We start from the raw sequence: 22,221 nt of genomic DNA, 5'->3' as shown, positions 1-22,221 counted from the left end.
ATGATGCCCCGGCGAAAATATCGCCGGGGCATCACTTGTGCGACGTACGGTCAGCGTGTGGGGCTGTGCCCGGTGTTCCGTTCCTCCCACCGATCTGCCTGCGGCACTGCCCTCGCCGGCCCACCCCGCTCCAACTGTTGCCGTGGATGATCCGCAGTCGCCTCCAACGGTGACGGCACCGCACCGCGCCTGCGCTGATCGCGTGCATACCGCGACGCTTCGACCATGTGCGATCGCTGCACCGCTGCTGTGAACTCATCGGCGGTCAGGAACGGCGACTCTTCAACCATCGCCTTGGTCGGGTTGAGCATCAACGACCATCCCGGTGCGCGGCCGGCCTCCAGGAGCCGTTGATCGGCAGCCTCACGCGCAGCGATCGCCTCAGGGGTGTTCTGCGAAGCCTGGATATCCATCCGCAACTGCTGCAACTGAACCTGTTTGGCCTGCAACTGCGCGGCATGAGGAAAGACAGCGTCCATGCGCGGGGACTGCACTTCGATCTCGCGCTGCAACCGCCCGATCTCCCGGTCGATGCCACCGAGCTTGTCCGGCATCCGCTCGAACGCATTCTCCAACCGCGTACAGATCCCGCTGGCCACCGCCGAGATGTTCTCGCTCGGGTCCTCACCCAGTGCGGCCTGGCGCGGCCACAGTTGTTCGGGCTTCATCGTGAACTGCGGTTGCCCCGGCACATCGAGCCATACCCACAACTCGTCGGTCTGCATGATCCGCGCCGCCTTGGCCTCCACACCATTGGCGAACTCGGCCAACACCATCGTCTTGGACATGCCCTGACCTTTGAGCGTGGTGTGGAGCTGCTGAGCCCGGTTCAGCAACGCACGGCCACGGTCGGGACGCTCAGCGAACGCCGCCCCGGCCACCGTGAACGGCTTCCCCGCATCCGTCCACGCCTGATGCCCAGCGACCAACCCTTCCATCGTCTCCCGGTCAGCTTCCAACTCCGGGATCTTGCGGTCTGCCTGACGCACGATGCTGCGGGCATGGCGACGTGCATCCGAATGCGCTGACGACAACGCATCAAGGTTTTTCACCTCGTCCTCCAGATGCACCATCGTCATGAACCGTTCATCGCCAGTCGCAGCGGCTTTCGTCGCTGCCGCTGCGTCCGCGATCGACTCGCTGCCCACGTCCTCGACCTCGGTCACGTTCGGGTCGATCTGCCCGGACTTGGCCTGATCAATGAACATCGCTTTCATCTCGACCTTGGCCCACATCACGGTGTCGGTGGTGCCTGCGGTGACATACGAGAAGATGTTGATGTTCGCGTTCTGGTTGCCCTGCCGGATGATTCGGCCTTCACGTTGCTCCAGGTCCGCCGGCCGCCACGGTACGTCCATGTGATGCAACGCCACCATCCGCTGCTGCACGTTCATGCCGGTGCCCATCTTCGAGGTCGACCCGATCAGCACCGCGATCTGTCCCGACCGGGCTTTGGCTTGAAGCTCCAACTTTTGCGACGGCGACTTCGCATCATGGATGAACACGATCGTCTCCCGCGGCACTCCGCGCTCCATCAGCCCTTCACGCACCGCGTCATACGCCGACCACCCTCCCCCTGCCTTGGGGGTGCCGCGGTCACAAAACACCAACTGCAACGCACCCTTGGTCGGGGACAATGTTCCCGATTCGGTCAGGTATTCGTTGTCAGCGTTGGCGTGATAGACCTCGGCAACCTGGATGGCCACCGCATCGCTGCGGGTATTGCCCGGATCCGGGCTCAGGTTCGCCAACCGTGGATCGAGCGCCACGTTGCGACCATCAGAAAGCACCTTGAGGGTGTTGTCCAAGTGCGGCGTCTTGGGGTCCATCGCCTCGAGGCGGTGTTCTAGATCGGCGATGAAGTCGGCGACTTCCTGCCCCGGTGTGGTGGTGACGATCTGCCGTCCCGGATGGGTCGGCAAACTCGCCGGCACCTGGGCACGGGTAACCACATCGGTGTATTGAGCTGCCATCGCGAACATCTCACGCGGATTGGCAAACGCCGAGACCGTGGTGACCACCTTGAGCTGGGTACCGGTGGCATTGGTAATCGTGTCGGACTTGGTCGTGGTGAACGACGCCGCCCAATCGGTCACCGACCGCACCCCAGCAGCTTCAAGCACATCCGGACGGAGGTACTGCTGCATCACCCACGCCTCAGACAAACTATTCGCGATCGGCGTGCCGGTGGAGAACGCGGCCACCCGCTCTGCCCCAACGGGAACAAAGTGCCCCAACGCGCGGGCCTGATCCTGGGCGCGTTCACGCAACAGGTCCAACTTCATCGACAGGTCTTCGGCCTTCTGAGACCCGGTGTGCGCCAACGTTTCGATCGCACACATCCGAGCCTTGTTCTTGTACTCGTGAGCCTCATCGACGAACAGATAGTCACACCCCGATTGCTCGAACGTGACCCCCTGGTCCTTGCTGTCACGCGCCAGCAGATCGTTGACCCGCTTGGTCAGCCGTTTCTTGGCGGCTTCGATCTTTTTGACCGTGGTCTGGTTCATCGAACCGCGACCTTGGGCTAGTTCGTCCTCCAGCTCAGCGAGCTGAGTGTGCAGATAGCTTTCGCGACGCTCCTGGCTGACGTTGATCCGCTCGAACACCGACCCCGGAACAATCACCATGTCCCAGTTGCTGGTCGCGGTCTGGGCCACGAACACGCGCCGGTCCTCTGCCGACATGCCTTTGCTGCCGACCAACACATCAGCAGCCGGATACCACTGCTTGACCTCTCTGCCGAACTGTTCAATCAGGTGTGTGGGCACCACAATCCATGGCTGAGACACCACACCCCGGCGTTTGAGTTCCATCGCCGACATGAACATCGTGCCGGTTTTACCTGCACCAACGACATGGTCGAGCAACACGGTGGGCTCAGCAGCGATCCTGGCCACCGCATCACGCTGGTACGGGTGCGGCGTGAACGCCGGGGATAGTCCCGGTAACTGCAAGAAGCGGCCATCATGTTTGGGCGGTACCCACGAATTGAACCGGCGGTTCCACTCGGTGACCAGCCGGTCGCGGCGCGCATCATCCGACCACAACCACGACCGGAACTCCCCGACCACCTTGCGGGACTGGACCTGCGCCAAAATCGTGGCCTGGGCATCAACCTCGGGAGCTCCGGTGTCCTCGCGCAGCTTGGCCGGATTCTTCACCACGATCGGCCGCTGGTTGAGCAACAACTCGAACATCTCGACCGCATCAATCGACTTGTCCACATGGGCGTTGTCGGCACCGTAATCGGTGCGCATCAACGGCGTATCACGCTGCCAGCGGGGCACATCGACCGTCCAGCCCTGCGAGGACCGATCCACCGAAACCTCACTGGCACCGAAGACCTCCCGCACGAACTGGGCATAGTCCTTCGGCTCAATCCAGGTCGCACCAATACTGACCGCACCGATCTGTCCCGGCTGTTTCTGCTCGGGGATCACCTGCGCCAGTGCCGCCTCGAACTCGACCAGATCGGTATTGCCCGGATCCTCAGCCACGGCTGCCAACACCCGTTCGTGTTTGGCAAGGACGTTGCCCGACAACGCCACCGCAGCTGGTACCAGCATTCCGTTCTGATCGGGGTCGGCGAACACCAACCCACGGATCTGCTCGCGGGCCTGACCGGTGTCGGTGCCCAGCAGCTGCGCCACTCGCTCCAGCTCGACTGCGCCGGTCTCTCCCACCGCGATCGACACTGCTTCGTGTGGCGATTGCGCTGAGCGCATCGCGGTCGGTGCCACCACCACATCGCGGGAGAAGATCGCCGTCTTGGACACTTCCCCTGTTTCGGAGTCGTAGCGTTCCAACGCCACCAGCGCAGCCAGCGACGGGTCTTGGCGCAACGCCTCCAGATGGGTTTGACGTCGAATCCGCGGCGAGGCCTGCCACGCTTTTTCTTCCAACTCGCCGGCCACCGACTCGGGCAACACCCCCTCGTAGGACAATCCGTCCTCGTCGCGGTTGGCTTCACGCCATTTCCGTTCCAGGGCTTCGAGTTTGGCTTGCGCTTCGACCGGGGTCCGTTCCTTGCCGCCGGTGATCTTCGAGCGGTTGATCGGACCGTAGGCGGAAACGTAGGCGTCGTACAAAGTGCCCAGTTCGCTACGCAACGCCTCACGGGTGTCCAGGTCGGTGTCGGTGCGTTGAGCAGCAATCGTCGCCTCAGCCACATCACGCATCCGCAGCAAATGCCGGGTTTCGGTGCGCCGGGTACCAGGGATCGTCAACGTCTCCGAGCCGTCGAGTCCCTGCCGCACGAACTGATCGTTCTCGCTGTCGTACTCCACCCGCCCGATCGGTCGCTGGTTGGCATACAGCTCGCGGGCATTGGCCATACCTGCCTCAAAGGTGCTCGCCCGGGCCGGACGTGGCCGTGCGGTCAGCCCCAGACCCCTGCCAAGCGCGGTATCGACCTGAGCTGCCAGGACGCTCGAGAGCTGGCGTGGCACCTCCTCGAGGTCATCTGCCACGACCACCAGTGCGTTGTCGCGATACAGGCTGCGATCGGCGCGCATCTGTCCGAGCACAAACTCTGGGTGCAGGTCGAAGAGCTGGTTGACCTGCACTAACTGTTCGCCGCCATCGCGGCCTGGGACCATCGTCGAGCCCGACCGCAACCAGTCCACCGTCGCCGGATGCGGTGGCTCTTGGCCTTCGTCGCGTTTGCGGAACACCAACACATCGGTGACCACCTGGGTGGCGGCAACCCTGGCAAATGCGTTGGACGGCAACCGCACCGCGCCCACCAGATCGGCCATCTGATGGATCTCCTGGCGGGCCTTGTCGTCGGTGGCGTCCATCGTCCAGGCCGAGGTGATTGCCGCGACGTACCCGCCCGGTGCGGTCAGATGCAGCGACTTGATCAGAAAGTGGTTGTGGATGCGATGACCGGCAGCGTTGTGGACCGGGTCCGTGGCGGTGAACGATCCGAACGGGACGTTGCCGATTGTCGCGGTGAAACTGTGGTCGGGAACCCGAGTGACCTCAAAACCTTCGTTGCGGATCTGGGCATCGGGATAGAGCAGATGCGCGATCCGGGCCGTGGTCGGATCGAGCTCGACGCCCACCATCGTCGCCGACTCCGGCGCCAATCCCACGAAGTTGCCGCTGCCGCACCCCGGTTCCAGTACCCGGCCACCATCAAAACCAGCGCGCTCCAACGCCTCCCACATCACCTGGGCGATCGCCGGATCGGTGTAGTGGGCATTGAGCGTCGAGGCTCGCGCTTCCTGATACTCGCGGTCGGTGAGCATCGAGACCAGCTGGTCGCGTTCTGCGTCCCACTCGCTGCGGCTGGTGTCAAAGATGTTCGGGCAACCACCCCACCCCGACCACGCCGAGAGCACCTGCTGCTCGGTGGGGCGGGCATAGCGGTCCTCGCGCTCACACGTGGCCACCACTTCAAGGGCGGCAATGTTGGCCCGTGCCCGCGACTTTTCCCCTGAGGGCACCAACACCCCGCCAGGGTGGATGAACGGTACCGGCGGTACGAACACCGGCTCTGTGGCCACCTCAGCGACCGCAACAGGGGTTTCTGACGCCTCGGGTTCGGCCTGGACTGGTGCCGTCTCGATGGGATCAGGATCAGGTTCCAGGCCGCTGACCTGGTGGGTGGCGCGAATCCATACCCTCGAGCCGTCCGGACGGCGGGCCTCACGGGTACGCACCTTCGCCAGCTGCGAGAGCGGCACACCCATCTCGTCCTGACTGACCAGCGGCAACGCCTCGACCTGGTCGGCGTCGGCCGGCAACGGTGTGCCACCGGGATCGATGACCGCCGGATCGACCGGCATCCGAAAATCATCCAAGGACTCAAACAGCAGTCCCTGGGTTTCGGTCAGCTCTGCCGCGCGCGCAGCTCCGCCACGGCGGCGTCGAGTTGTGCCTGATACTCGCGCACCAGTGTCCCGAGTTCCTGTGCCAGTGGATCGTCCGGGCCGATCGGTAGCGGCAGGTTGTCCTCGCTGCGGGCCTGCAACAGATCCCCCGCCAATCCCAGGAACTCCGTCGTCTCGGTCGGCCACACCTGCTCGGTCAGCCGCTCGATCTCCGGTTCCGCTTCGCTGGCCTCGGGACGCTTCCAGCGCTCCATCGCCGGTAGTAACTGGACTGGCGGTTCCTGGTCCTCGGGCGACTCCTGATCCTCCGCCGCCCGGTAGCCCTCCCACAGCTGCTGCTCCAACACCAGCTCCTGGGCCGCTGACCGGGCTTGATTGTGCAGTCCCATCCGTTCGGAATAGTCCGCCGCCCGTCCCATCGACTGCTCCCAGGTTGCGATCACCTGGTGCTCGGTGCTCGCCGTCAACTCGGCGATCATCTGTTCCAACTCCGCGGTCTTGTCCACCACGAAGTCCTCGTACGTCGCGCGGTCCATCTCGGCCAACTCGGTCCGAAATCTCGTCTCGACCGCTGCCCTGACCTCGCTCATCATGTCCACTTTCTGTCTGATTGTGCTGGGCAAATAGATCCAACTGGTCGCCATCGCGACCAGCAGAGTTACTGGTAGCCATGTTGGATACGCCTATTCAATTTGGTTGCAGAGTGCCCCAAGCATCGAACAGCCGTCATGAACTATCAACCACTCTCCCGGTGTAGTGCCTGACTCAACAGCTCCCCACAATCCCACCTCCCTTGCCTGCGCTGCGACTCCGGAAGACTCAAAGTCGTTGCGGTACCGATTGTTTTGGTTCTGGTATGCCGGAGTCGAGCACGGCACCAGTCATGTCTCCGTCAGCCACCCGGATCACCTTCGCTGAATAGCCATTCCCAGATGCAGCGACTGGGGGTGGCGTGGTCCCGGCACTTGTCCGACGCCGCACCCGGCCACAACGATCGGCAGGCACATCAAAGCCACTGCGCCCGAATGCACAGCGGCACAACGCTACTGAATCTCATTGTTTCACCAGCGCCAGCGAGGTTGTGCTCCTTGGCGACAGCGCCACGATCAGCTCTTGGCGGCGGGTCATCGACCACAGCAGTGCGGCGGCAACAACTCCGGCCCACACCCACGCCCAGATCCAGTCATCGGTGACATTTAAGGCAATGACGGTGAGGTTGTTGAGTAGGTGTGCGGCGATCAGTCCGACCAATGAGCCCACGATGGCGTAGATGATCGCTGCCGCTGCTCCCCAGCCCACGGCCAGCGCACCTCGCTCCCATCCCTGGTACAGATGCATTACTCCTCGCGAGAGCGCTGAAGAGGCGATGAGCGGAACGAGAACCAGCATCTTTCGTTGAAAACGGCTGGCAATTACGGTGGGCAGTGCAGCGAAGACGGGCTCTTCCATAAATCCTGCCGAAAGCGTCCACACCGCTCCCCATCCCAACCGCTCAGATGGCACATCGCCTGCAGGAAGAGCAAACATCTGGATCCCGGCAGCAAGAACCAGCGCCACGCCGAAGACAGCGAACGTCGCCACGCACCGAGTTCCCGGACGAGATAGAGGGCGGTGATCAAGCCTGTTGACGCGGCGGTCCCACCACACCAACCCGCTGACCCCAACGGTCGAGCAGGCTCCCAGAAATACTCCGGCCATAGCCTCCTGGCTCGCCATTTCCCGGCCGCTACTGGTGCCGCTGTCGCCGGTGAACGCTGTCCAGCTCTCAACTACCAGCGAGCCCACACTGATAACAGCTATCAACGTGCAGAATGCTGCGGCCCACCCCACCGCGTTTGGCCAGTACCTGGGCAAACCACGAAGCTCTTGCCGCAGAATCACATGCCACGGAAGGTGTTCGTCGTTCCCCGTTTCGACATGCTCACGCGTCGCCAACGTCTTTGCGTTGCTTCGTCATACCGACCGTGGATGGCTCTCGTGACGGCTTACGCAAGGTCACAAGCCAGCCCGCACCGCTGAAGAGTGCAACTCCGACTGCGCCGTAAATCATGACCTGGGCGATGACACTCTCAGGAATCTGACCTTTCCCGACGAAGGTCGGTACACCAAGAGCGATGCCCAGAAAGAGCGCGCTCGCACCACCTGCGAGCGCGAACACGGTATGTCGTTTAGCCCGGTTAGGTTCACGTAACGCCACCATGCAACAGAACAGCCCTACCAAGAGAGCTGTACCAAGCATGACGTAAACAAGCGCGGTCACGGTAGCCTCGCCACCTGGCATTTCGATCGTCGATTCCATCTTTTAATCCCCCTGGTTTGTCAGAGCGCGGGCTGGGTCGGATAACTACTCACCTGCGGCAGCTGTGAGTTTTTGGTTGTCAGATGTCGAACAGTCCCGGCTGCTCGTCAGCCGCCTGGATGTCGGTGCGGGTCTTGTACGTCTCGATCCATGCACGAACCTCTGCCTCATTGGCTTCAAATATGTCAGCCAGGTCCGACAATGGCCGGCCACCGCAGTGCAGGTCGTAGACCATGCGCTCCCGGTCTTCAGGGGTTTCGTGCGCGTAGAGCGAGCTGTCTCCGGTGGTCATTGCGGCCTAACCCTCCGCTGGCATGTCGTCGGGGTTTCCTCGCAGGGCTGCAAGCCGGTCACGCACATCGCGGGCCTTGCGGCCATGCTGGGCCATGTACTCGAACAGTTGATCCTCGGGCAGGGTTTCAGCGGCGTGGATGAGTCCTTCGCCTGCTGCTCGATAGAGCCGCCGGTACGCCAACGCAAGAACTCCGGCGGCATAGGCCGGGGCCTGGACTCCTGAAATGGCAGGGCCTTGTGACCAGGGGTTTGCGGCGGTGGCAGTGTCTGCGACGTAGCTGAGCAGCATCGTCAGCTGGGAGGCGGTGTGGGCCTGTCCCCGTCGGCGCAATTCGCTCAGCACAGCGACTGCGGTATGGGGGGATTCTTCCCCGCCTTGGGTGAGGATCTGGCGGATGATGCTGAACACCACCGCCGCGCTCTGCCCGTAAAAGTCGCTCGCTCGCACGTACTCGGTGGCAGCCAATGCCGTGTCACGGTCTGCCCACATCAAAGCGCATAGAAAGAACGATTCGGCCTGCTCAGCAGGATCATTGCTGTCGACCAGTTCCGGTCCCGGAGGGTCGCCGGTGTACAGATCGAACACCTGCGCTGAACGCTCGGGCTCGGAGCCTTTCGCCGTATTGCCCATCGTCTCGCTCCCTGCTGTGGTGTGTGTCGGTGTCTACGCCGGTAAGTGCGTTGATCGCCCACCGCTGGTTGCGGTGTCGACCTCTGTGTCGAAATCCTCGTCGGCCGGCGTGTTCGCGCAGCCTGGAGCGTGGGGATCACTGAAGTGCTCTCCACAGACGGGGCAGCAATCGTTGGTGTCAGGATTCATCGTCCCCGGAGTTGTAGTAGCCATTTCCAGTGTCCTTTCAGGCTGCGGTGCGGGTCAGGTTTTTGATGTGGTCGGGGCGGAAGCCTGACCAGTGCTGATTTCCGGTGACGACGACGGGGGCTTGGAGGTAGCCCAGGCTCATGACGTAGTCGCGTGCTTGGGGGTTTTCGGTGATGTCGACGATTTGGTAGTCGAGCCCGTTTTTGTCGAGGGCTTTGTAGGTGGCGTTGCACTGCACACACGCAGGCTTGCTGTAGACGGTGATCGCTGCATCAGTCATGGTGTCGAATCCTTCGGTCTCGTGCGACTGGCCCTGCTTCATGTATCCATGATATCGTGAATTATGTTGTGCCGCAACCACTTTCACTAGAGTTATCCCTGCACAGAGGGCATTTCAGGGCTGTCATTTCCTGATACATGCCGACCTCTGGGCGCCGGGGTGGGTGTCCAGTTGCAGGCGGTGAGAGCTGGTGCGAAATAAGCGCAGCGCGTGCCAGGTATTGGCGCATGCCTGCTTGACGCGCTCCCCGGAGCCTGGAGACAGTCGGGTGATCCGGAAATACCCCCAACGGCATTGACGCACAGGATCACTGACAGTCGATGCACATCCATCCAGCCGCGGTCAGGGTGCAGATCTGCAACTCTCCGCAGCACTCGCAGCCCACCCTCTCTGCGCGCGGCCCGGCGAACAGTTCCACCAGGTCATCGTCGAGAAATCCCGATGGGCCATACGCTTCCTGGCACCAGCGGCAATATCTGGCCGTTTCGTCATGCGGCACCGAATGCGTGCATCCGGGAAATCGGCACACGCTCATCTCGGCAGCAAAGTAAAAGTCATACGCCTCAGTCGGTTTGATTGCTTCCATGGTTGCACTATACCTGGTATAGTAGCGGTATGGGAAGAGCCTCCGGAACACTCACCAAAGATCAGCGTTGGCTCTGCTACGCCGTGACTGGTTGGCAGATGCTCGATTGCCTCATCGACCCCAAACGGGGCATCAGCGCACTGATGACCTCGATGAGCGGCAGCACCAACGGACAGCGCCGGGGCGAAGGCCCGGACTGGCTACGCGGCGGATTCCGCTGCGCATACGGCGTCATCACCTCCGGACTGCACTACCACCCCACCTACCGGGGCGAAGTTGTGGTCACCACTGCCCAACTCACCGCATTCGCCGTTTCCTTGCCCGCCAGCGTGATCGCTGATCTGCGACAGTGTCGTGCCAGCGACGATCCACTCGGAATCGGGGCAACTCAGTTGCTGCGCAGAGTGTTCGGCATCGACACCATCGATCAACCCGAAGACCTACTCGACCTGCTCACCCTCACCGACCACTGAACCAAAGGACCACATCATGGCCACCTACCGCGTCTACTTCCACGACGGCACCTACCTGTCTGACCTCACCGTCGGCAGCGCCACCGACGCCGCCCGCCTAGGCGAAGAAGGCAGCGGGGAAAAGGTCGTCGGCGTGATCGACACCGACCTGTTCGGCCCGGCCTGCGGCAGCGACGCCGCCCGCGCTATCCGCCTGCACTCACTTCATGGAGACAACTGATGACCATCCAACTCGACCTCTTCGACATGGCTGCCGCTGATGCCCAAGCCGAGCGTGAAACCCATGGCATTCCAAGCCTACGAGGGCATGGAAGACCAGCTGGGGGCGCTAGGATTGGTGCTCAACTGCGTGGTGTTGTGGAACACCGTCTACAGCAACCGCGCCTTGGACCAGCTACGCGCTCAGGGCTACCCGGTGCTCAATCCCGACGCCGAACGCATGTCGGCGTTTATCCGCGGCCACATCGGCATCGACGGTCACTACGCCTTCCATCTGCCCGACCTCGGCGGCAACCACCGGCCGCTGCGCGACCCGGAGGCTCACGAAGACGACTGACCAGCCACACCGGACCGCCGATCCGTTCTGATCCGCGCTGCACAGTAGCGGACTCTTCACCGGACTCCCGGCCCACGCCACGTGATGGGCCCTTGGTTCAATCAGGAATCCCAGCTCGGGCATCCAGCCGTTGCTGACGGATACCAGCGGTGTCGACCAACGGCATCGCACGCGAAATTCGTTCCCTGACCACGTCAAGCTGCAACGAAGCCGTATGGTCCGATTCGGATTCCCATATCTCGGTTGCCCATACGCCGTCGGGGTCTGTCTCGTCGATGGCAACGACGTAGAGCCGACACCCTGGCATCGGCTCCGTGTGCTCGCCCTCTACGAGGACTTTCAGCAACTCGTCCCGTTTGCCGGGTTTGGCACCGAGCCGACCGTGAATCATGAACATGTCGTCAGACAATACTTCGAGCCACCGACTGCCCGCGCCTGGGAATCGTTTTCAAGCCCGCGCAGTGTGCTTCTCCCACCGGCCCCAGAGCCCACTGTCGCAAACCACCTGACCGACCGCGCGACGGCCGCGCTGCGGGGGCGCGCGCCAAGTCACCTCCGCCGCCGCGCGGCGGGGTCGGTCTCGGCCTGATACCGCACCAACCCCTCATCGGACACTCGGGCGTATTTGGCGAGGCTTCGCACCGAGGAATGTCCGGACAGTTTCATCAGCACCGGTGTGGACGTGCCGTCCTCTGCCGCGTGGGTCAACCGCGAGTGCCGCAACTGGTGCACCGTGTACGGGCCGTCGTCGTAGTGCTCGGTGTGGGCCTCGAACAGTTCGGCGGCGCGTTGCCAACCTCTACGGCGATCGGCCCGAAGGCTGGCCCATCATCACCGACCGCGATCACAACGGTGCCCGCGCCATCCCTGGCCGATCCCCCTGGGGTGGCTACGACGTCGCCGCCCATTCCCTCGCCCATACCGCCTGATCAAAGGACTTTTCATGGACTACCGCCAAGCCCCCGCCATCGTCACCGCCGACCTGCCCGACACGCTCGCGAAAGTCATCCCAACCAGGGACGGGTTCGTGTTGTGGTGGACCGACAACGTCGTCAACGAGTGGACCGAAACCCATTCCGATCTCGGTATCGCGCTGGCCAGGCTTGCCGTGCTCCATCATTGCGTCGCCCACGACACTGGCTTCGCCGATCCCGAACCCCACGACTTCTCATCATCTGCCGCCACATTCCTCGAGGCGAGTATCAGCCCGCCCTACACGACACGGTGATGTCACATCCCGGTGCGATACTCAAAACCTCTGCAACCCAGCTCAATCCACGGTCGAGGTACCCATGCGCCACAGATTGATCACATTGATCAACGAACCATCCGCACCGCTCAACCTCGACGCCATCGCAGCACTGGTCACCAGGCTTCCCATCGACGCCCAACTGACGATCAACGAATCATCGGCGGTCAAAGCCGCCTACCAGCGAGCCTTACGCACCAGCTCCCCCACACTCAGCGACCTCGCGCGCGAGCTACACCAAGGCACTCGGCCGGTATAGTGCCCACCGTGGCCGAGGCAACCAAAGACACCGAACTCCAAGCGCTCCGCCGCTCCATCGAAGCCCTCTCAGCTGCCCAACAAGCCGTCAGCGAGCTCCTCGCAGACCGCGACACCCACATTCTCGCTGCCAAGAAGGCCGGGGCTTCCTGGACCGAACTCCAAAAGGCCGGCGACCTCTCACCCGGCGGCCTACGCAAAGTCCTCCAACGCCACGACCTTCTCTAAGCAGGGGCGATCGTTAGGGTGTCAGGATAAAGCCTGCTGCACCGAACTCCCGACGCAGTTCTTCCATCCAGTTGCCTTGCCTGCCTATGTAGACAAGTCCGTTGATGTCCGAGGGGTGCTCGATGTCGCCGTCAGTGATGACAGCGACTTTGCCTCGCCCGAGCTGTCCCAGGAAGTAGCCCATCTCGAAAACTACATTCTGCCTTGCCCGTAGCTTAAGGTCTGTGTCCGCAACCGCCCGCCCAACATCGTCGGGAGTGGCGAGGATGATCGCGTAGCCGACGTGCGCTGCGTAATGCTCGAACTTCTCGATTAGAGTCCTACCACCGCTCGCTTCTTCGGCGAGCGTGAGCGGTTTTAGGCCACGGTTATTCAGCCAGTTCTCCACTTCATGGCGGAACGCGGTGTTGTGCCCATGAACGATGAAGATCCTGTCTTTGGCCACTGTCGGGGTCTCCTTCACTGGCGCGCTTATACGGGCGGACCTGGCAGTCACCGTCGCCGAACCAGCACGGCGACTAGGAGCGGTAATGCTACTCGATACTGGCTCGTGTCGGCTCGACTCAGGAGCATCGACATGGTTCCAGCGCAGTCCACCGGAGTCGGTTAGTTCCCCGCCGGCCGCTTTAACAGCCGCCTGCATCTTCCTCACCATGCGCATGTCACGGTCGCTCGGATCATCACCGAAAAGATATTGCAGAATATCAACGAGTTCCGTTGCGAGCGCCCGTGCTGTCTCATCGTCAGCGTCCTCGAAGGCACCTGACACTTTGGCCTGCTTATTGATTCCTTTGTACTTTTTTGATTCGATCAGCGCACTCTGTAGCGCAGTGTCGATCTGAGACTGACTCGGTCCACCCCCGCCACTGAACGCGGCGCTAAACGGACCCGACAACCTCAGACCGACTCTCATTGCTTCCTCTTCCCGACACCGCTCTAACGAAGCCTTCGCACTCAAGATCGCCTCGACCCGATTATCACTCTGCCGCAGGCCAAGGGCCGTAGCCACGACTTCAGGGGCGACATGCCCAGACCACTTCAGCGACCTGGTCTCGGTGGATGGAGAGATCGGCGTTCCGCATCTCTTGCACCTTTTGTTCACCTTCCCCGCGTTGCTGCCACAACGACAAGACCATGAGATGCGCTCCATCCGAGCAGTCATGCAGCAATTCTGCCCCAGACTGGCATGACTCATGCCGCAAGCGCACGCGATGTTCTGAATCCCTTACTGACCGCGACCTTCGGCGATCACCGTGTCGCGGTCATCCCATCCCGTCCCGTGCGTGCGCGTTTGTCCAGAATCGTCGTCCCGGACTGTCATCGACCACGTCGGGCTCGACGGATCAGGTCCCCGATCAATGCTCAGCACCGTGTAGGTGTGCCCCCAATAGTGCGACCGGTAGCGACCTCCGACCTTTCGAGGCCCAATCTCGACATCAACAAGATTCATACCCACCCTCGCTCCCTCCCTACCGTCCGCTGACCGCCGATTGTCGGGCCGTCGTATCTTGCACGTCTGACATCCTCAAGCGACCGCTGGCCAACGCTCTATGGTCTCACCAGAAATTGCCTCGACCAGGGCCGACACGATCACTTCCGCGACCGGCGGGGTGACGGCGTTTCCGTACTGGCGGACTCGCTGGCGCTTGTTCCCCAGGACGACGTACGTGTCGGCGAAGGCCATCGCCCGCCCAATTTCGTGCGGTTCGAGCATCCGAAACAGCACGTCAGCCAGATCCACTGGTACGTGCGTGGTTTCGAGTAGCGATTGGTGGCCGGCCGTGGTGACGGTGCGTGCCACTTCGGTCACCGGTGTGGTCATCTCGGCCCCGCCGTTGTTGTTGCGCATGAGCAGCGCGTGCCGCTCGACCGTGGTGCACGTCGGCAGAGGTGCAGCAGTAGTGACGGTTCCACCGTTGCCGTAGTAGCTGGTAATGAGTCCGTGGTGGTTGCCCGAGGCTGTGACGGTGGCGAGAGGATCACTCACTGCGCGCACATCACTACTCCCACCACGTAATTCGGTGATGAATGGTGGGTAGGCAAGTCCGGTCTCATTGCGGGTGGTCATGGTGCGCAGTGGCACGGACGCCGGAACTGCGGTTTTGCCGATCCGACCCTCGACAGGGACTGTCAGTGCCCTGCTGCGCCCGCTGATGGTTTCTGCCGGTTCTGCATCACTCGACCAGTAGCGGTCGATGCCTGCTTTGATCCGCGCAACGGTCTTCTCCGCGAGCGGTCGATCCCGGTCCCCGATCCGTGTTCCCTGCAATGTCCAGTCAATCGCGTGCGCAGCGGGGGTCGCCGGCGGTTCGAGCACGGCGTAGCGGCACGCCACATTTGGGCAGCGGTACAGGTATTGCTGCCGGTAGCGGCCCATATCCGCCCCCTGTCGCTTGAACACCTGGAGGGCATCGACCCACTGTTCACAGCTGTCGCAGAACGCACGGGGCCGAAGCCATTTGTCCCAGTCGGGTTCTCGCCCGAGGCCCTGATCCCAGTAGGCCACATACAGCCGATCTCGGGACTGAGGTGCAGGTGCGGTACGACCTGGCTGAGCGTGCATCGAGTTGATCGCAATAACTCGAGTGCGGTAGCCGAGCGCCCGGATTTCACCGATCCAGCGATCCCACTGGTCCCAACCCCGCACCTCGACAACGTTTTCCACCACGCCCGCTCGCACCCGTCCACCCCGAGCAATCACGCCCGCGAGGTACATCGGGACTTCCTCCATGAGGGCACGTGAGCGGTCGGCCTCATCATCACGTGGAGTGTCAAACAAATCGCCCTGCATGGTGTCGGCGAAGTCTCGCTTCTTACCGCGAGCCCCTGACCACTGCGGGCATTCAGGAGATGCCCAAAACAAGTCCGCGACCGGCCACTTCTCCACCGGCGCAAGACGAATGTCCCCGAGGTAGTGGTCAGCCTCGGGAAAATTTGCGGCATGCGACTCGACCGCCTTTGACCAGTGATTCGCCGCACGCGAAACACGCACACCAGGCACCGACTCAACACCCTGCGACGATCCACCTGCCCCGCAAAACCAGTCCATAAGTTCCAACATGACCCAACCTTAACCCTATGTAGGGGTAAGGTCAATGGGTTAGAATCTGTTTTGTGGCAACGATCCGATACTTAAGCTTGGCGGAATTCGCTGCGCGCGTTGGAGTTTCGCCAGACACCCTGAAGCGCTACAAGCTTCCCCCCGAAGATGGAGTCATAGGCCGCTACCGCGGCTGGCTACCCGCAACCGTCGACCATTGGAACGAGAATCGACCAGGGCGTGGAGCTCGGACAGACCTGCATACTCCACCCTCGACTACGGAGTAGTAGCAGACATTCGAGCTCTGAAGAGTCAACTGGCATGCTTCTGTCGCAATTGAGTCAGAATTACTACTGTGCGCCCAACCTTCATCGTCCTCGACACCAACATCCTCGTTCCGACTCCCGACTTGTACGGCAAACAGTGGGATGACTTGCGGAACAACGCAGCGGAATGGAACCTGCGCGTTGTAGTCCCGGAAGTGGTCGTCATGGAAACGATCAAGAAGGTACAGGAGAAATGGGTAGCGCAGATGGCAGCGCTTACGGACATCAGGTTTTGCCAAGCTCTGAAACAGAATGAGGCTCAAGCCTCGATGGTTGAGGCCATCGCTGACGCGGTCGCGGCATATCCAGAGAAGCTCAGAGACGAACTGAAAGCGCTTAGTGCAGAGGTTGTTCCACCTCCCGAATCAATCTCGCTCATGGAGCTCGCCGAGTGGGCAGCGGACGGTCGAAAGCCGTATAACAAGGGAAGTAAGGATGGTCTTCGCGACGCCCTGATCTGGCATACAGTGCGCGAGGTTGCGCGGACCCACCCCGGTTGCGATGTCTGGTTCATCAGTGACAACACAGGCGATTTCGGAAGGAATAAGAGCCGCGAAGACCTACCTCTACCGCTACATGAAGAGCTGCTCGCCGATCTGCGAGCAGACAGCACCGAGGACCAGGTCAAGTATCTAGATCGACTCCACCGACTTGAGCCACACCTGGCAAGCGAGTACTCGCCTCTCGACGAACAGGGACGCAGCGCCCTAATCGACCAGCTGAACAAAGATCATCTTGCCTCCACTCTCAAGGAGCATCTGCTTCGCTTCGAGCTCGACCCCGAGGCTGCGGCGTTGCCACTTTTCACCAGGTTTGCCCAGATCACGGATTCAACCGCTATCGATCCAGACTTCCGGTTCCAGGACGTGGCTCGCCGGCCAGGAGGAACCTGGACAGCACAGATCGCCGCCGATGCCGAACTCGGCGTACATGCCGCGCTCGACTTCGAGATTCGAAAACCGTCACGAGTGTCGGCTCGGGTCAGCATTGATGCAACAGGGCTCGTTGAAGAACTCGAAATCGATGCAGTAGAAGCACTCCCCGACGACCCCGGCAAGGCCGCATGGGAGCAGCTCCGAAACTCCAGTCTCTTCGACAGATACCTTCATCTGAATCCGAATACTCATCCAGTGCTGTTCAGAGACTTAGACCTGGGCGGCAACGCCGCAATGTTCAGAAACTTAGACCTGGGCAACGCGTTCAGAGACTTAGACCTGGGCAACGCGTTCAGAGACTTAGACCTGGGCGGCAACACCGCAATGTTCAGAGACTTAGACCTGGGCGGCAACACCGCCAACCTGTTGAAAGACCTCGTGCCATCGATCGACACCGCTCATATGTTCAAAGACCTAGTGCCGCCGATCGACACCTCCGCATACTTCAATGCCCCCGACTTCGACGAAAGTGCGGGTTCGACAGAAGACTCCGATGACGCAAGTGACGATGCATCAGGAAGTCCAACGGATCGATCATCAAACATTGATCCGGGTACCCCTACCGACGAGACCGAGGATTGAGGCTGAACCCGGCTCTATACGGATCTCTGTGCCATCAACGAACGCTTTGGCACACTCATCAATCGGCCGCTAGCGCGGCTGGCTGACCGGAGACTGCTAAATCTCCTCGCATCAACGCGCTCTTTCGTCGATGAAGAGCAAGAAGCGTGTCGGCGATATCCTCAGCCTCCCTCCGACCTTTGGTGCGGAGCACTTCCATCCGCGCATCATCAGCAAGCTCCTGCCACGCGGCTCCAAGTTGATCACTGGTATCCGCTCTTACGTCACTGCTCAAAAATGTTGCAGCAGCAGAGCATCCGGCCGAAACGAGAGCAATCAACCCCGCCGCTATGCGCAGCCTCTCGTCAGCCAACGCCCCTGCACCAGAGACCCCTGCCAACACAGCAGCTGGTAGACCCAACGAAAAGTATGCGCGTCGCCAACGCCTGCTGGCGCGTCGACACTCGTACGCGCGTAAGTCCGACTCCGCGACCAAACCGATGAGTGCATCCCGATTGGAGGAATGCGTTTCGCCCAGCCGACGCTCAACAGACGAGCGCAGCTTGGCCGCCGGCCCGCGCCTCAGCCAGCTCCGGTTGCTGCGCGAGCGTTTGATGCTCAAGGGTTTGATGCTCGAGGGATTCTCAGCAGACTCACCAAGGCGTATTAGCCAACGATTCGGCACTACCTCGCGATCGGGGCCCCACATGACGAACTGTTCGTATAGTTTGCGTCGCGCATCGGTGCCAAGCGGAATGTTGGAGAGCACATCGTCGCCAGCCTGAGGACCATCACTGTCCTCTGTTCCGTGTGAATCGCTTTCACCTGCCATTCCAAGATTCTCCCGTACTCGCGAGGCAACCGCCCAGAAGTTGGGGCTACGACCCTCATCTTCGGCACGTTCCGAAAAGGTTCGTTTTCAGAACACCACCCGAGACTGCGATAGCCCTGGAGACAACACTCTGCTTCCGTAAGACTATATAGGCATTTGTAATGAATTGCTTATACAGGGTTACAGAGTGTTACAGTGACGCCATGGATCCAGCCCTGAACCCCTACACACCCGGTTCCGGGCGTAAGCCGCCGTCTCTACAGGGTCGCGATCACGAAATCGAGGCCTTCGACTTGCTCGTGGCTCGAGCGAAGTCCCGCAAGTACGGGCGGGGAATGGTCCTCCATGGTCTTCGGGGGGTCGGCAAAACAGCCCTGCTCACCCACCTGCGCGGTCACGCTGAACATCACGGCTGGTACACCGTGGCCATGGAGGCGCAGAGCACCTCAGCGGGTGCCCGCACCAACCACCGCCAACTCGCCTCCTCACTACGGCAAGGGCTACGTCGCTACAGTCGCAAACACGCCTTCAAACAGGGCGCCGACAAGATTCTCAGCCTGATCGAGGGTTCCTCGCTGTCTGTGGCCGGCGTGTCGATGGCCGCTCCTTCCCACGCCAGCGAGGACGTGGCCTTCGACATCGAAGAGATCATCGAATCCATCGGCGAGACCGTACGCAGCACCGGCACAGCGTTAGCGATCTTCGTCGACGAAATGCAAGACCTCGATCAGGATCTGATGTCTGCCCTCGTGGTAGCCCAGCACCGCGCCAACCAAGAAGATTGGCCGTTCTACGTCATCGGAGCTGGACTACCGAGCCTGCCATCGGTGCTCGCGGAGGCACGCTCCTACGCAGAACGGCTCTTTCTGTATCGCACCATCGGCCCTCTCGACCACGCGCAGGCCTGCCATGCACTCGCTGATCCCTCCGAGTCAATGGGCGGCAGCTACAGCGCGGATGCTCTGGAAATGATCGTGCAAGCGACCGAGGGATACCCTTATTTCCTGCAAGAGTTCGGCTCAGCGATGTGGGATGTCGCTCCCCGCTCCCCGTTCACCCGCCTTGATGCCGAGGCAGCCATCGACATCGGCACAGAGCAACTCGACCATGGCTTCTTCCCGTCCAGATGGGACCGAGCAACCCCAGCCGAACGCAAATATCTACGGGCGATAGCCGACACCGGAGAAGCCGCACCCCGCACTGCCACACTGTCGATCACTCAGAATGCCGCCGGCCCACACCGAGCCAGCCTCATCGACAAGGGCATCATCTACGCCCCCGAACGCGGCCGAATCAGCTTCACGGTTCCCGGCATGGCCGCCTTCATCGCAAGACAACACGAAGACTGATGACCCGCATGCAGCAACGGGCACAGTTTTGTCACCGTACAAGGAGAAGATTTTCCGGCCCGCAGTCCGCGTGCTGCATAATCGCTCCAGGCAGAATACGCACTGTCTCTGAGGGGAATCAGATGAGAAGGTTCAACCTAGCCGCGATCGCTACGGCGGCATGCATACTCTCTGCCTGCACCAGCGATCCAGCTGAACCACCCCAGGTGTCGGAAAGCAACACTTTCGAGGTCGAATGGGACATAGAGACCAGCGAGCCGCCGGACCCTGAAGCAACGCTTCACCGCGCAACCGTCGAAGGCACCGTGGACAACCAACAACTCAACCTCATCGAGTTCACCCAGACCTGCACACGAAGCGAAGATGGCAACGAAGTGACCGTTTCCGCCGAGACCCAGGGTTACGGCTACAACGACTACAACACCGGAGTCGGTGTCGGAACCTTCACGATCGAACTGACCGACCTACTTGGCCCTGCACCGATCGTCGAGCGAATCAGCATCATCCGCTCCGTAGGTCCTAACGTCACCGACATCGTGTACGTCGCCAACGTAAAAGGCGAGAGCCCCACCGGATCCGCCACCGCAACACGCGAAACGCCAGACACCTATGCCATTACCGGCAGCGCACCCGATGCCTTCGACCCCGCGCGCACCAAAACGGTCGCTGCGAAAGCGACGTGCCAACAGCCACCAGTCCCGACACCATGAAAACACCGCGAAGGGCTTCACATCGCAAGACGCTGGCCTCGGCACCGGCGCGCCGCACTAACGTGCGCGCTCCCAACCTGCACCGCCTAGTGCCGTCAACGGTCACCCCCAAAGCAACACACCAATAACCAGTGCCAGGCCTGCCTGTTTAGTAGGCGAAGTCTCCTGCTGAGCTGGTGGTTGAGTGAGCGAGGCGACGAGCCCTCACCGATGTTGTGGACATTCGGATCGCTAGCCTCCGGGCTGTCACCAGTAGTCAATGACCTTCATACCGAACCGCACGAAAGGTGTTGGTTGAGACTAAGTCATCAACCAACACCTTCGTTACCAACTGTTAAGCATGGTAAGCATAAACGACGTACCCATCCGGGTCTTCATTGTAACCAAGAACACGGTTCTTATCATAGAAGGAGGGCATTAATCCACCGCCGGACTTATTCTGCGAATCTGGGATGAAACACGAACTCCAGCCTTGTATGCCTTTGTTTTCCACAAGTCCACCATCAGGAAAGAGTGGCCCCACAGCCGGTCCTCTGAGTGGGTTCGTCATTGAGCAGAAGTAGAAAGTTCTGCCTCCGTTTGGATAGTACTTCCCAGCTCCCTCCCTGGTGGCAGCGAAAGGATACTCGTCGCAGCTTACAACCGGCGTGACAGTTGGTTTATAGTATTTCTTCCTATACGGGCAGGCGTAGGAACGATTCTTCCCGTATTGGGAGTCGGACTTCATTATTCTCGTCAATTTCTCAACGCGCACGGTAGACAAAGGGTTGGTTACAGCGGCCGGGTTCCCAGCTAGCAGAGAGTTTTGCGCCCAAAGGACATGGTCGTAGAGCTGAGTATTGTTACTTGGCCCAGCGGTCAAGTCAAAGACTGGGACGTTCTTATTGTCAATATTGGGCCTCATTACGCAACCAGAACCGCGTATGTATGTCAGCGAGTCGCAACGAACCTGATTGAAGTTGAACTCCCTGAACAAATCACCGCCCAGGGAAATTCCGACATTCGGTTGGAAGTGCCGGATAGTTCCTGGCGTGTCAGAAACACCATTCTGCGTAAACTCGAACAACTGAGTCGGGCTAGACACGGCAGACACGGCACCAACCACCGGTGTACTCGGGCTCCGAGTGACACTGTTGCCGTCCGGTGCTGTCGCGAGCATCGTCGCTTGCAAGGGAGTCCCGCTAGGAAGGACCCCTGCCGACACACGCTGCGAAATACGTACTCGGACACTTGACTTCATGGAGGTTGCAAATGACAGTTGGTCGAAATAGAAGAACCCCTTTGCCCAATAGACGTCCTCTATCCCTGCCTGAGTCTTCACCCGAAGCACGAACTTCCAACCCGAGACGCCGCATGTAAAGAAACGCTTTCCGACGAACCGACTCAGCGGCTTATTAGAACACAGAAGCGCACGCGCCGTACCGAAAAATAGACCCTCATCTGAGGTAGTTCGCACAGGAGCGGTCGGCTCAGTCACGGCGGCAGCGATCGTATTGTCGGCAGGGCCCCGTGGAACTGCTGGTGGCTCGGTCGTGCTCGGCTCGGTCGTGCTCGGCTCGGTCGTGCTCGGCTCGGTCGTGCTCGG

Annotated in this window: 22 protein-coding genes and 2 pseudogenes; 10 read left to right on the top strand and 14 right to left on the bottom strand. The window is 61.0% G+C overall.

What is annotated here, in order from left to right; genetic code table 11:
* Positions 1 to 50 precede the first annotated feature (50 nt).
* The 8 genes from AC1TQG_RS10720 to AC1TQG_RS10685 form a co-directional block, all read right to left on the bottom strand.
* Positions 51 to 5,795, bottom strand: coding sequence for a DEAD/DEAH box helicase family protein (locus tag AC1TQG_RS10720; RefSeq protein ID WP_482136889.1), 5,745 nt, complete (start codon positions 5,793 to 5,795; stop codon positions 51 to 53).
* Positions 5,796 to 5,839: 44 nt separating this feature from the next.
* A complete protein-coding gene (locus AC1TQG_RS10715) occupies positions 5,840 to 6,430 on the bottom strand; it encodes a hypothetical protein (RefSeq protein ID WP_482136888.1) in 591 nt (196 codons plus the stop codon).
* A gap of 463 nt (positions 6,431 to 6,893) precedes the next feature.
* A complete protein-coding gene (locus tag AC1TQG_RS10710; RefSeq protein ID WP_482136887.1) occupies positions 6,894 to 7,421 on the bottom strand; it encodes a CPBP family glutamic-type intramembrane protease in 528 nt (175 codons plus the stop codon).
* A gap of 340 nt (positions 7,422 to 7,761) precedes the next feature.
* The gene (locus AC1TQG_RS10705; RefSeq protein ID WP_482136886.1) at positions 7,762 to 8,139 is read right to left on the bottom strand and encodes a hypothetical protein; all 378 of its coding nucleotides are present in this window, start codon (positions 8,137 to 8,139) and stop codon (positions 7,762 to 7,764) included.
* Between the two features lie 79 nt (positions 8,140 to 8,218).
* Positions 8,219 to 8,431 (bottom strand): hypothetical protein, encoded by a 213-nt coding sequence (locus AC1TQG_RS10700; RefSeq protein WP_482136885.1) that lies wholly within the window; start codon positions 8,429 to 8,431, stop codon positions 8,219 to 8,221.
* Positions 8,432 to 8,437: 6 nt separating this feature from the next.
* Positions 8,438 to 9,064, bottom strand: a complete 627-nt coding sequence (locus AC1TQG_RS10695) for a DnaB-like helicase N-terminal domain-containing protein (RefSeq protein WP_482136884.1) — start codon at positions 9,062 to 9,064, stop codon at positions 8,438 to 8,440.
* 226 nt (positions 9,065 to 9,290) lie between these two features.
* Positions 9,291 to 9,533, bottom strand: a complete 243-nt coding sequence (gene nrdH, locus AC1TQG_RS10690; protein ID WP_482137323.1) for a glutaredoxin-like protein NrdH — start codon at positions 9,531 to 9,533, stop codon at positions 9,291 to 9,293.
* A 307-nt stretch (positions 9,534 to 9,840) separates the two neighbouring features.
* Positions 9,841 to 10,119, bottom strand: coding sequence for a hypothetical protein (locus AC1TQG_RS10685; RefSeq protein WP_482136883.1), 279 nt, complete (start codon positions 10,117 to 10,119; stop codon positions 9,841 to 9,843).
* Positions 10,120 to 10,148: 29 nt separating this feature from the next.
* Between AC1TQG_RS10685 and AC1TQG_RS10680 the strand changes: the two genes are divergently transcribed.
* From AC1TQG_RS10680 to AC1TQG_RS10670, 3 genes and pseudogenes are all read left to right on the top strand, one after another.
* Positions 10,149 to 10,592, top strand: coding sequence for a hypothetical protein (locus AC1TQG_RS10680; RefSeq protein WP_482136882.1), 444 nt, complete (start codon positions 10,149 to 10,151; stop codon positions 10,590 to 10,592).
* Positions 10,593 to 10,608: 16 nt separating this feature from the next.
* Complete coding sequence (locus tag AC1TQG_RS10675; protein WP_482136881.1) at positions 10,609 to 10,812, top strand: hypothetical protein; 204 nt, start codon at positions 10,609 to 10,611, stop codon at positions 10,810 to 10,812.
* An 81-nt stretch (positions 10,813 to 10,893) separates the two neighbouring features.
* Positions 10,894 to 11,148 (top strand): annotated as a pseudogene (locus AC1TQG_RS10670) (Tn3 family transposase); the annotation flags it as partial.
* Between the two features lie 97 nt (positions 11,149 to 11,245).
* Here AC1TQG_RS10670 and AC1TQG_RS10665 read toward each other — a convergent pair.
* Complete coding sequence (locus tag AC1TQG_RS10665) at positions 11,246 to 11,545, bottom strand: putative quinol monooxygenase (RefSeq protein WP_482136880.1); 300 nt, start codon at positions 11,543 to 11,545, stop codon at positions 11,246 to 11,248.
* Between the two features lie 152 nt (positions 11,546 to 11,697).
* Positions 11,698 to 11,925 carry a tyrosine-type recombinase/integrase gene (locus AC1TQG_RS10660; protein WP_482137322.1) on the bottom strand — a complete coding sequence of 76 codons (228 nt, stop codon included), beginning with the start codon at positions 11,923 to 11,925 and terminating at the stop codon, positions 11,698 to 11,700.
* Here AC1TQG_RS10660 and AC1TQG_RS10655 point away from each other — a divergent pair.
* The 4 genes from AC1TQG_RS10655 to AC1TQG_RS10640 all read left to right on the top strand — a co-directional run bounded on the left by AC1TQG_RS10655 (position 11,823) and on the right by AC1TQG_RS10640 (position 12,883).
* The gene (locus AC1TQG_RS10655) at positions 11,823 to 12,077 is read left to right on the top strand and encodes a DUF6349 family protein (protein ID WP_482136879.1); all 255 of its coding nucleotides are present in this window, start codon (positions 11,823 to 11,825) and stop codon (positions 12,075 to 12,077) included. The genes AC1TQG_RS10660 and AC1TQG_RS10655 overlap by 103 nt on opposite strands.
* A 14-nt stretch (positions 12,078 to 12,091) precedes the next feature.
* Positions 12,092 to 12,376: a hypothetical protein gene (locus AC1TQG_RS10650; RefSeq protein WP_482136878.1), complete on the top strand. Its 285-nt coding sequence runs from the start codon at positions 12,092 to 12,094 to the stop codon at positions 12,374 to 12,376.
* Positions 12,377 to 12,440: 64 nt separating this feature from the next.
* Positions 12,441 to 12,656: a hypothetical protein gene (locus AC1TQG_RS10645; RefSeq protein ID WP_482136877.1), complete on the top strand. Its 216-nt coding sequence runs from the start codon at positions 12,441 to 12,443 to the stop codon at positions 12,654 to 12,656.
* Between the two features lie 8 nt (positions 12,657 to 12,664).
* On the top strand, positions 12,665 to 12,883 hold the full coding sequence (locus AC1TQG_RS10640; protein WP_482136876.1) for a hypothetical protein: 219 nt from the start codon (positions 12,665 to 12,667) through the stop codon (positions 12,881 to 12,883).
* A 13-nt stretch (positions 12,884 to 12,896) separates the two neighbouring features.
* Here AC1TQG_RS10640 and AC1TQG_RS10635 read toward each other — a convergent pair whose 3' ends face one another.
* From AC1TQG_RS10635 to AC1TQG_RS10625, 3 genes and pseudogenes are all read right to left on the bottom strand, one after another.
* A complete protein-coding gene (locus tag AC1TQG_RS10635; RefSeq protein WP_482136875.1) occupies positions 12,897 to 13,652 on the bottom strand; it encodes a TIR domain-containing protein in 756 nt (251 codons plus the stop codon).
* A 756-nt stretch (positions 13,653 to 14,408) separates the two neighbouring features.
* Complete coding sequence (locus tag AC1TQG_RS10630) at positions 14,409 to 15,614, bottom strand: DNA cytosine methyltransferase (protein WP_482137321.1); 1,206 nt, start codon at positions 15,612 to 15,614, stop codon at positions 14,409 to 14,411.
* Between the two features lie 54 nt (positions 15,615 to 15,668).
* Positions 15,669 to 15,932: pseudogene (locus AC1TQG_RS10625) on the bottom strand (DNA cytosine methyltransferase); the annotation flags it as partial.
* 346 nt (positions 15,933 to 16,278) lie between these two features.
* Here AC1TQG_RS10625 and AC1TQG_RS10620 point away from each other — a divergent pair.
* Positions 16,279 to 17,766 carry a PIN domain-containing protein gene (locus tag AC1TQG_RS10620; RefSeq protein WP_482136874.1) on the top strand — a complete coding sequence of 496 codons (1,488 nt, stop codon included), beginning with the start codon at positions 16,279 to 16,281 and terminating at the stop codon, positions 17,764 to 17,766.
* Between the two features lie 58 nt (positions 17,767 to 17,824).
* Here AC1TQG_RS10620 and AC1TQG_RS10615 read toward each other — a convergent pair whose 3' ends face one another.
* Positions 17,825 to 18,577: a hypothetical protein gene (locus AC1TQG_RS10615; RefSeq protein WP_482136873.1), complete on the bottom strand. Its 753-nt coding sequence runs from the start codon at positions 18,575 to 18,577 to the stop codon at positions 17,825 to 17,827.
* A gap of 203 nt (positions 18,578 to 18,780) precedes the next feature.
* Between AC1TQG_RS10615 and AC1TQG_RS10610 the strand changes: the two genes are divergently transcribed.
* Both AC1TQG_RS10610 and AC1TQG_RS10605 read left to right on the top strand, forming a co-directional pair.
* Positions 18,781 to 19,926 (top strand): ATP-binding protein, encoded by a 1,146-nt coding sequence (locus AC1TQG_RS10610; RefSeq protein WP_482136872.1) that lies wholly within the window; start codon positions 18,781 to 18,783, stop codon positions 19,924 to 19,926.
* Positions 19,926 to 20,636, top strand: coding sequence for a lipoprotein LpqH (locus AC1TQG_RS10605; protein ID WP_482136871.1), 711 nt, complete (start codon positions 19,926 to 19,928; stop codon positions 20,634 to 20,636). Before AC1TQG_RS10610 ends, AC1TQG_RS10605 begins: the two co-directional genes overlap by 1 nt.
* Positions 20,637 to 22,221: the final 1,585 nt, after the last annotated feature.

The organism is Williamsia sp. Y844, from assembly GCF_056786475.1.
The sequence above is the reverse complement of the archived record's forward strand: the minus strand, read 5'-3'. Positions and strand labels throughout refer to the sequence as shown.

Excerpts from the sequence above, each read along its gene's own strand:
- AC1TQG_RS10685 (WP_482136883.1), bottom strand. The coding sequence starts at position 10,119 with ATGGAAGCAATCAAACCGACTGAGGCGTATGACTTTTACTTTGCTGCC.
- AC1TQG_RS10700 (WP_482136885.1), bottom strand. The coding sequence starts at position 8,431 with ATGACCACCGGAGACAGCTCGCTCTACGCGCACGAAACCCCTGAAGAC.
- AC1TQG_RS10630 (WP_482137321.1), bottom strand. The coding sequence starts at position 15,614 with ATGGAGGAAGTCCCGATGTACCTCGCGGGCGTGATTGCTCGGGGTGGA.
- AC1TQG_RS10615 (WP_482136873.1), bottom strand. The coding sequence starts at position 18,577 with ATGGCAGGTGAAAGCGATTCACACGGAACAGAGGACAGTGATGGTCCT.
- AC1TQG_RS10675 (WP_482136881.1), top strand. The coding sequence starts at position 10,609 with ATGGCCACCTACCGCGTCTACTTCCACGACGGCACCTACCTGTCTGAC.
- AC1TQG_RS10705 (WP_482136886.1), bottom strand. The coding sequence starts at position 8,139 with ATGGAATCGACGATCGAAATGCCAGGTGGCGAGGCTACCGTGACCGCG.
- AC1TQG_RS10650 (WP_482136878.1), top strand. The coding sequence starts at position 12,092 with ATGGACTACCGCCAAGCCCCCGCCATCGTCACCGCCGACCTGCCCGAC.
- AC1TQG_RS10720 (WP_482136889.1), bottom strand. The coding sequence starts at position 5,795 with ATGCCGGTCGATCCGGCGGTCATCGATCCCGGTGGCACACCGTTGCCG.
- AC1TQG_RS10610 (WP_482136872.1), top strand. The coding sequence starts at position 18,781 with ATGGATCCAGCCCTGAACCCCTACACACCCGGTTCCGGGCGTAAGCCG.
- AC1TQG_RS10665 (WP_482136880.1), bottom strand. The coding sequence starts at position 11,545 with ATGTTCATGATTCACGGTCGGCTCGGTGCCAAACCCGGCAAACGGGAC.
- AC1TQG_RS10715 (WP_482136888.1), bottom strand. The coding sequence starts at position 6,430 with ATGAGCGAGGTCAGGGCAGCGGTCGAGACGAGATTTCGGACCGAGTTG.
- AC1TQG_RS10645 (WP_482136877.1), top strand. The coding sequence starts at position 12,441 with ATGCGCCACAGATTGATCACATTGATCAACGAACCATCCGCACCGCTC.
- nrdH (WP_482137323.1), bottom strand. The coding sequence starts at position 9,533 with ATGACTGATGCAGCGATCACCGTCTACAGCAAGCCTGCGTGTGTGCAG.
- AC1TQG_RS10695 (WP_482136884.1), bottom strand. The coding sequence starts at position 9,064 with ATGGGCAATACGGCGAAAGGCTCCGAGCCCGAGCGTTCAGCGCAGGTG.
- AC1TQG_RS10680 (WP_482136882.1), top strand. The coding sequence starts at position 10,149 with ATGGGAAGAGCCTCCGGAACACTCACCAAAGATCAGCGTTGGCTCTGC.
- AC1TQG_RS10605 (WP_482136871.1), top strand. The coding sequence starts at position 19,926 with ATGACCCGCATGCAGCAACGGGCACAGTTTTGTCACCGTACAAGGAGA.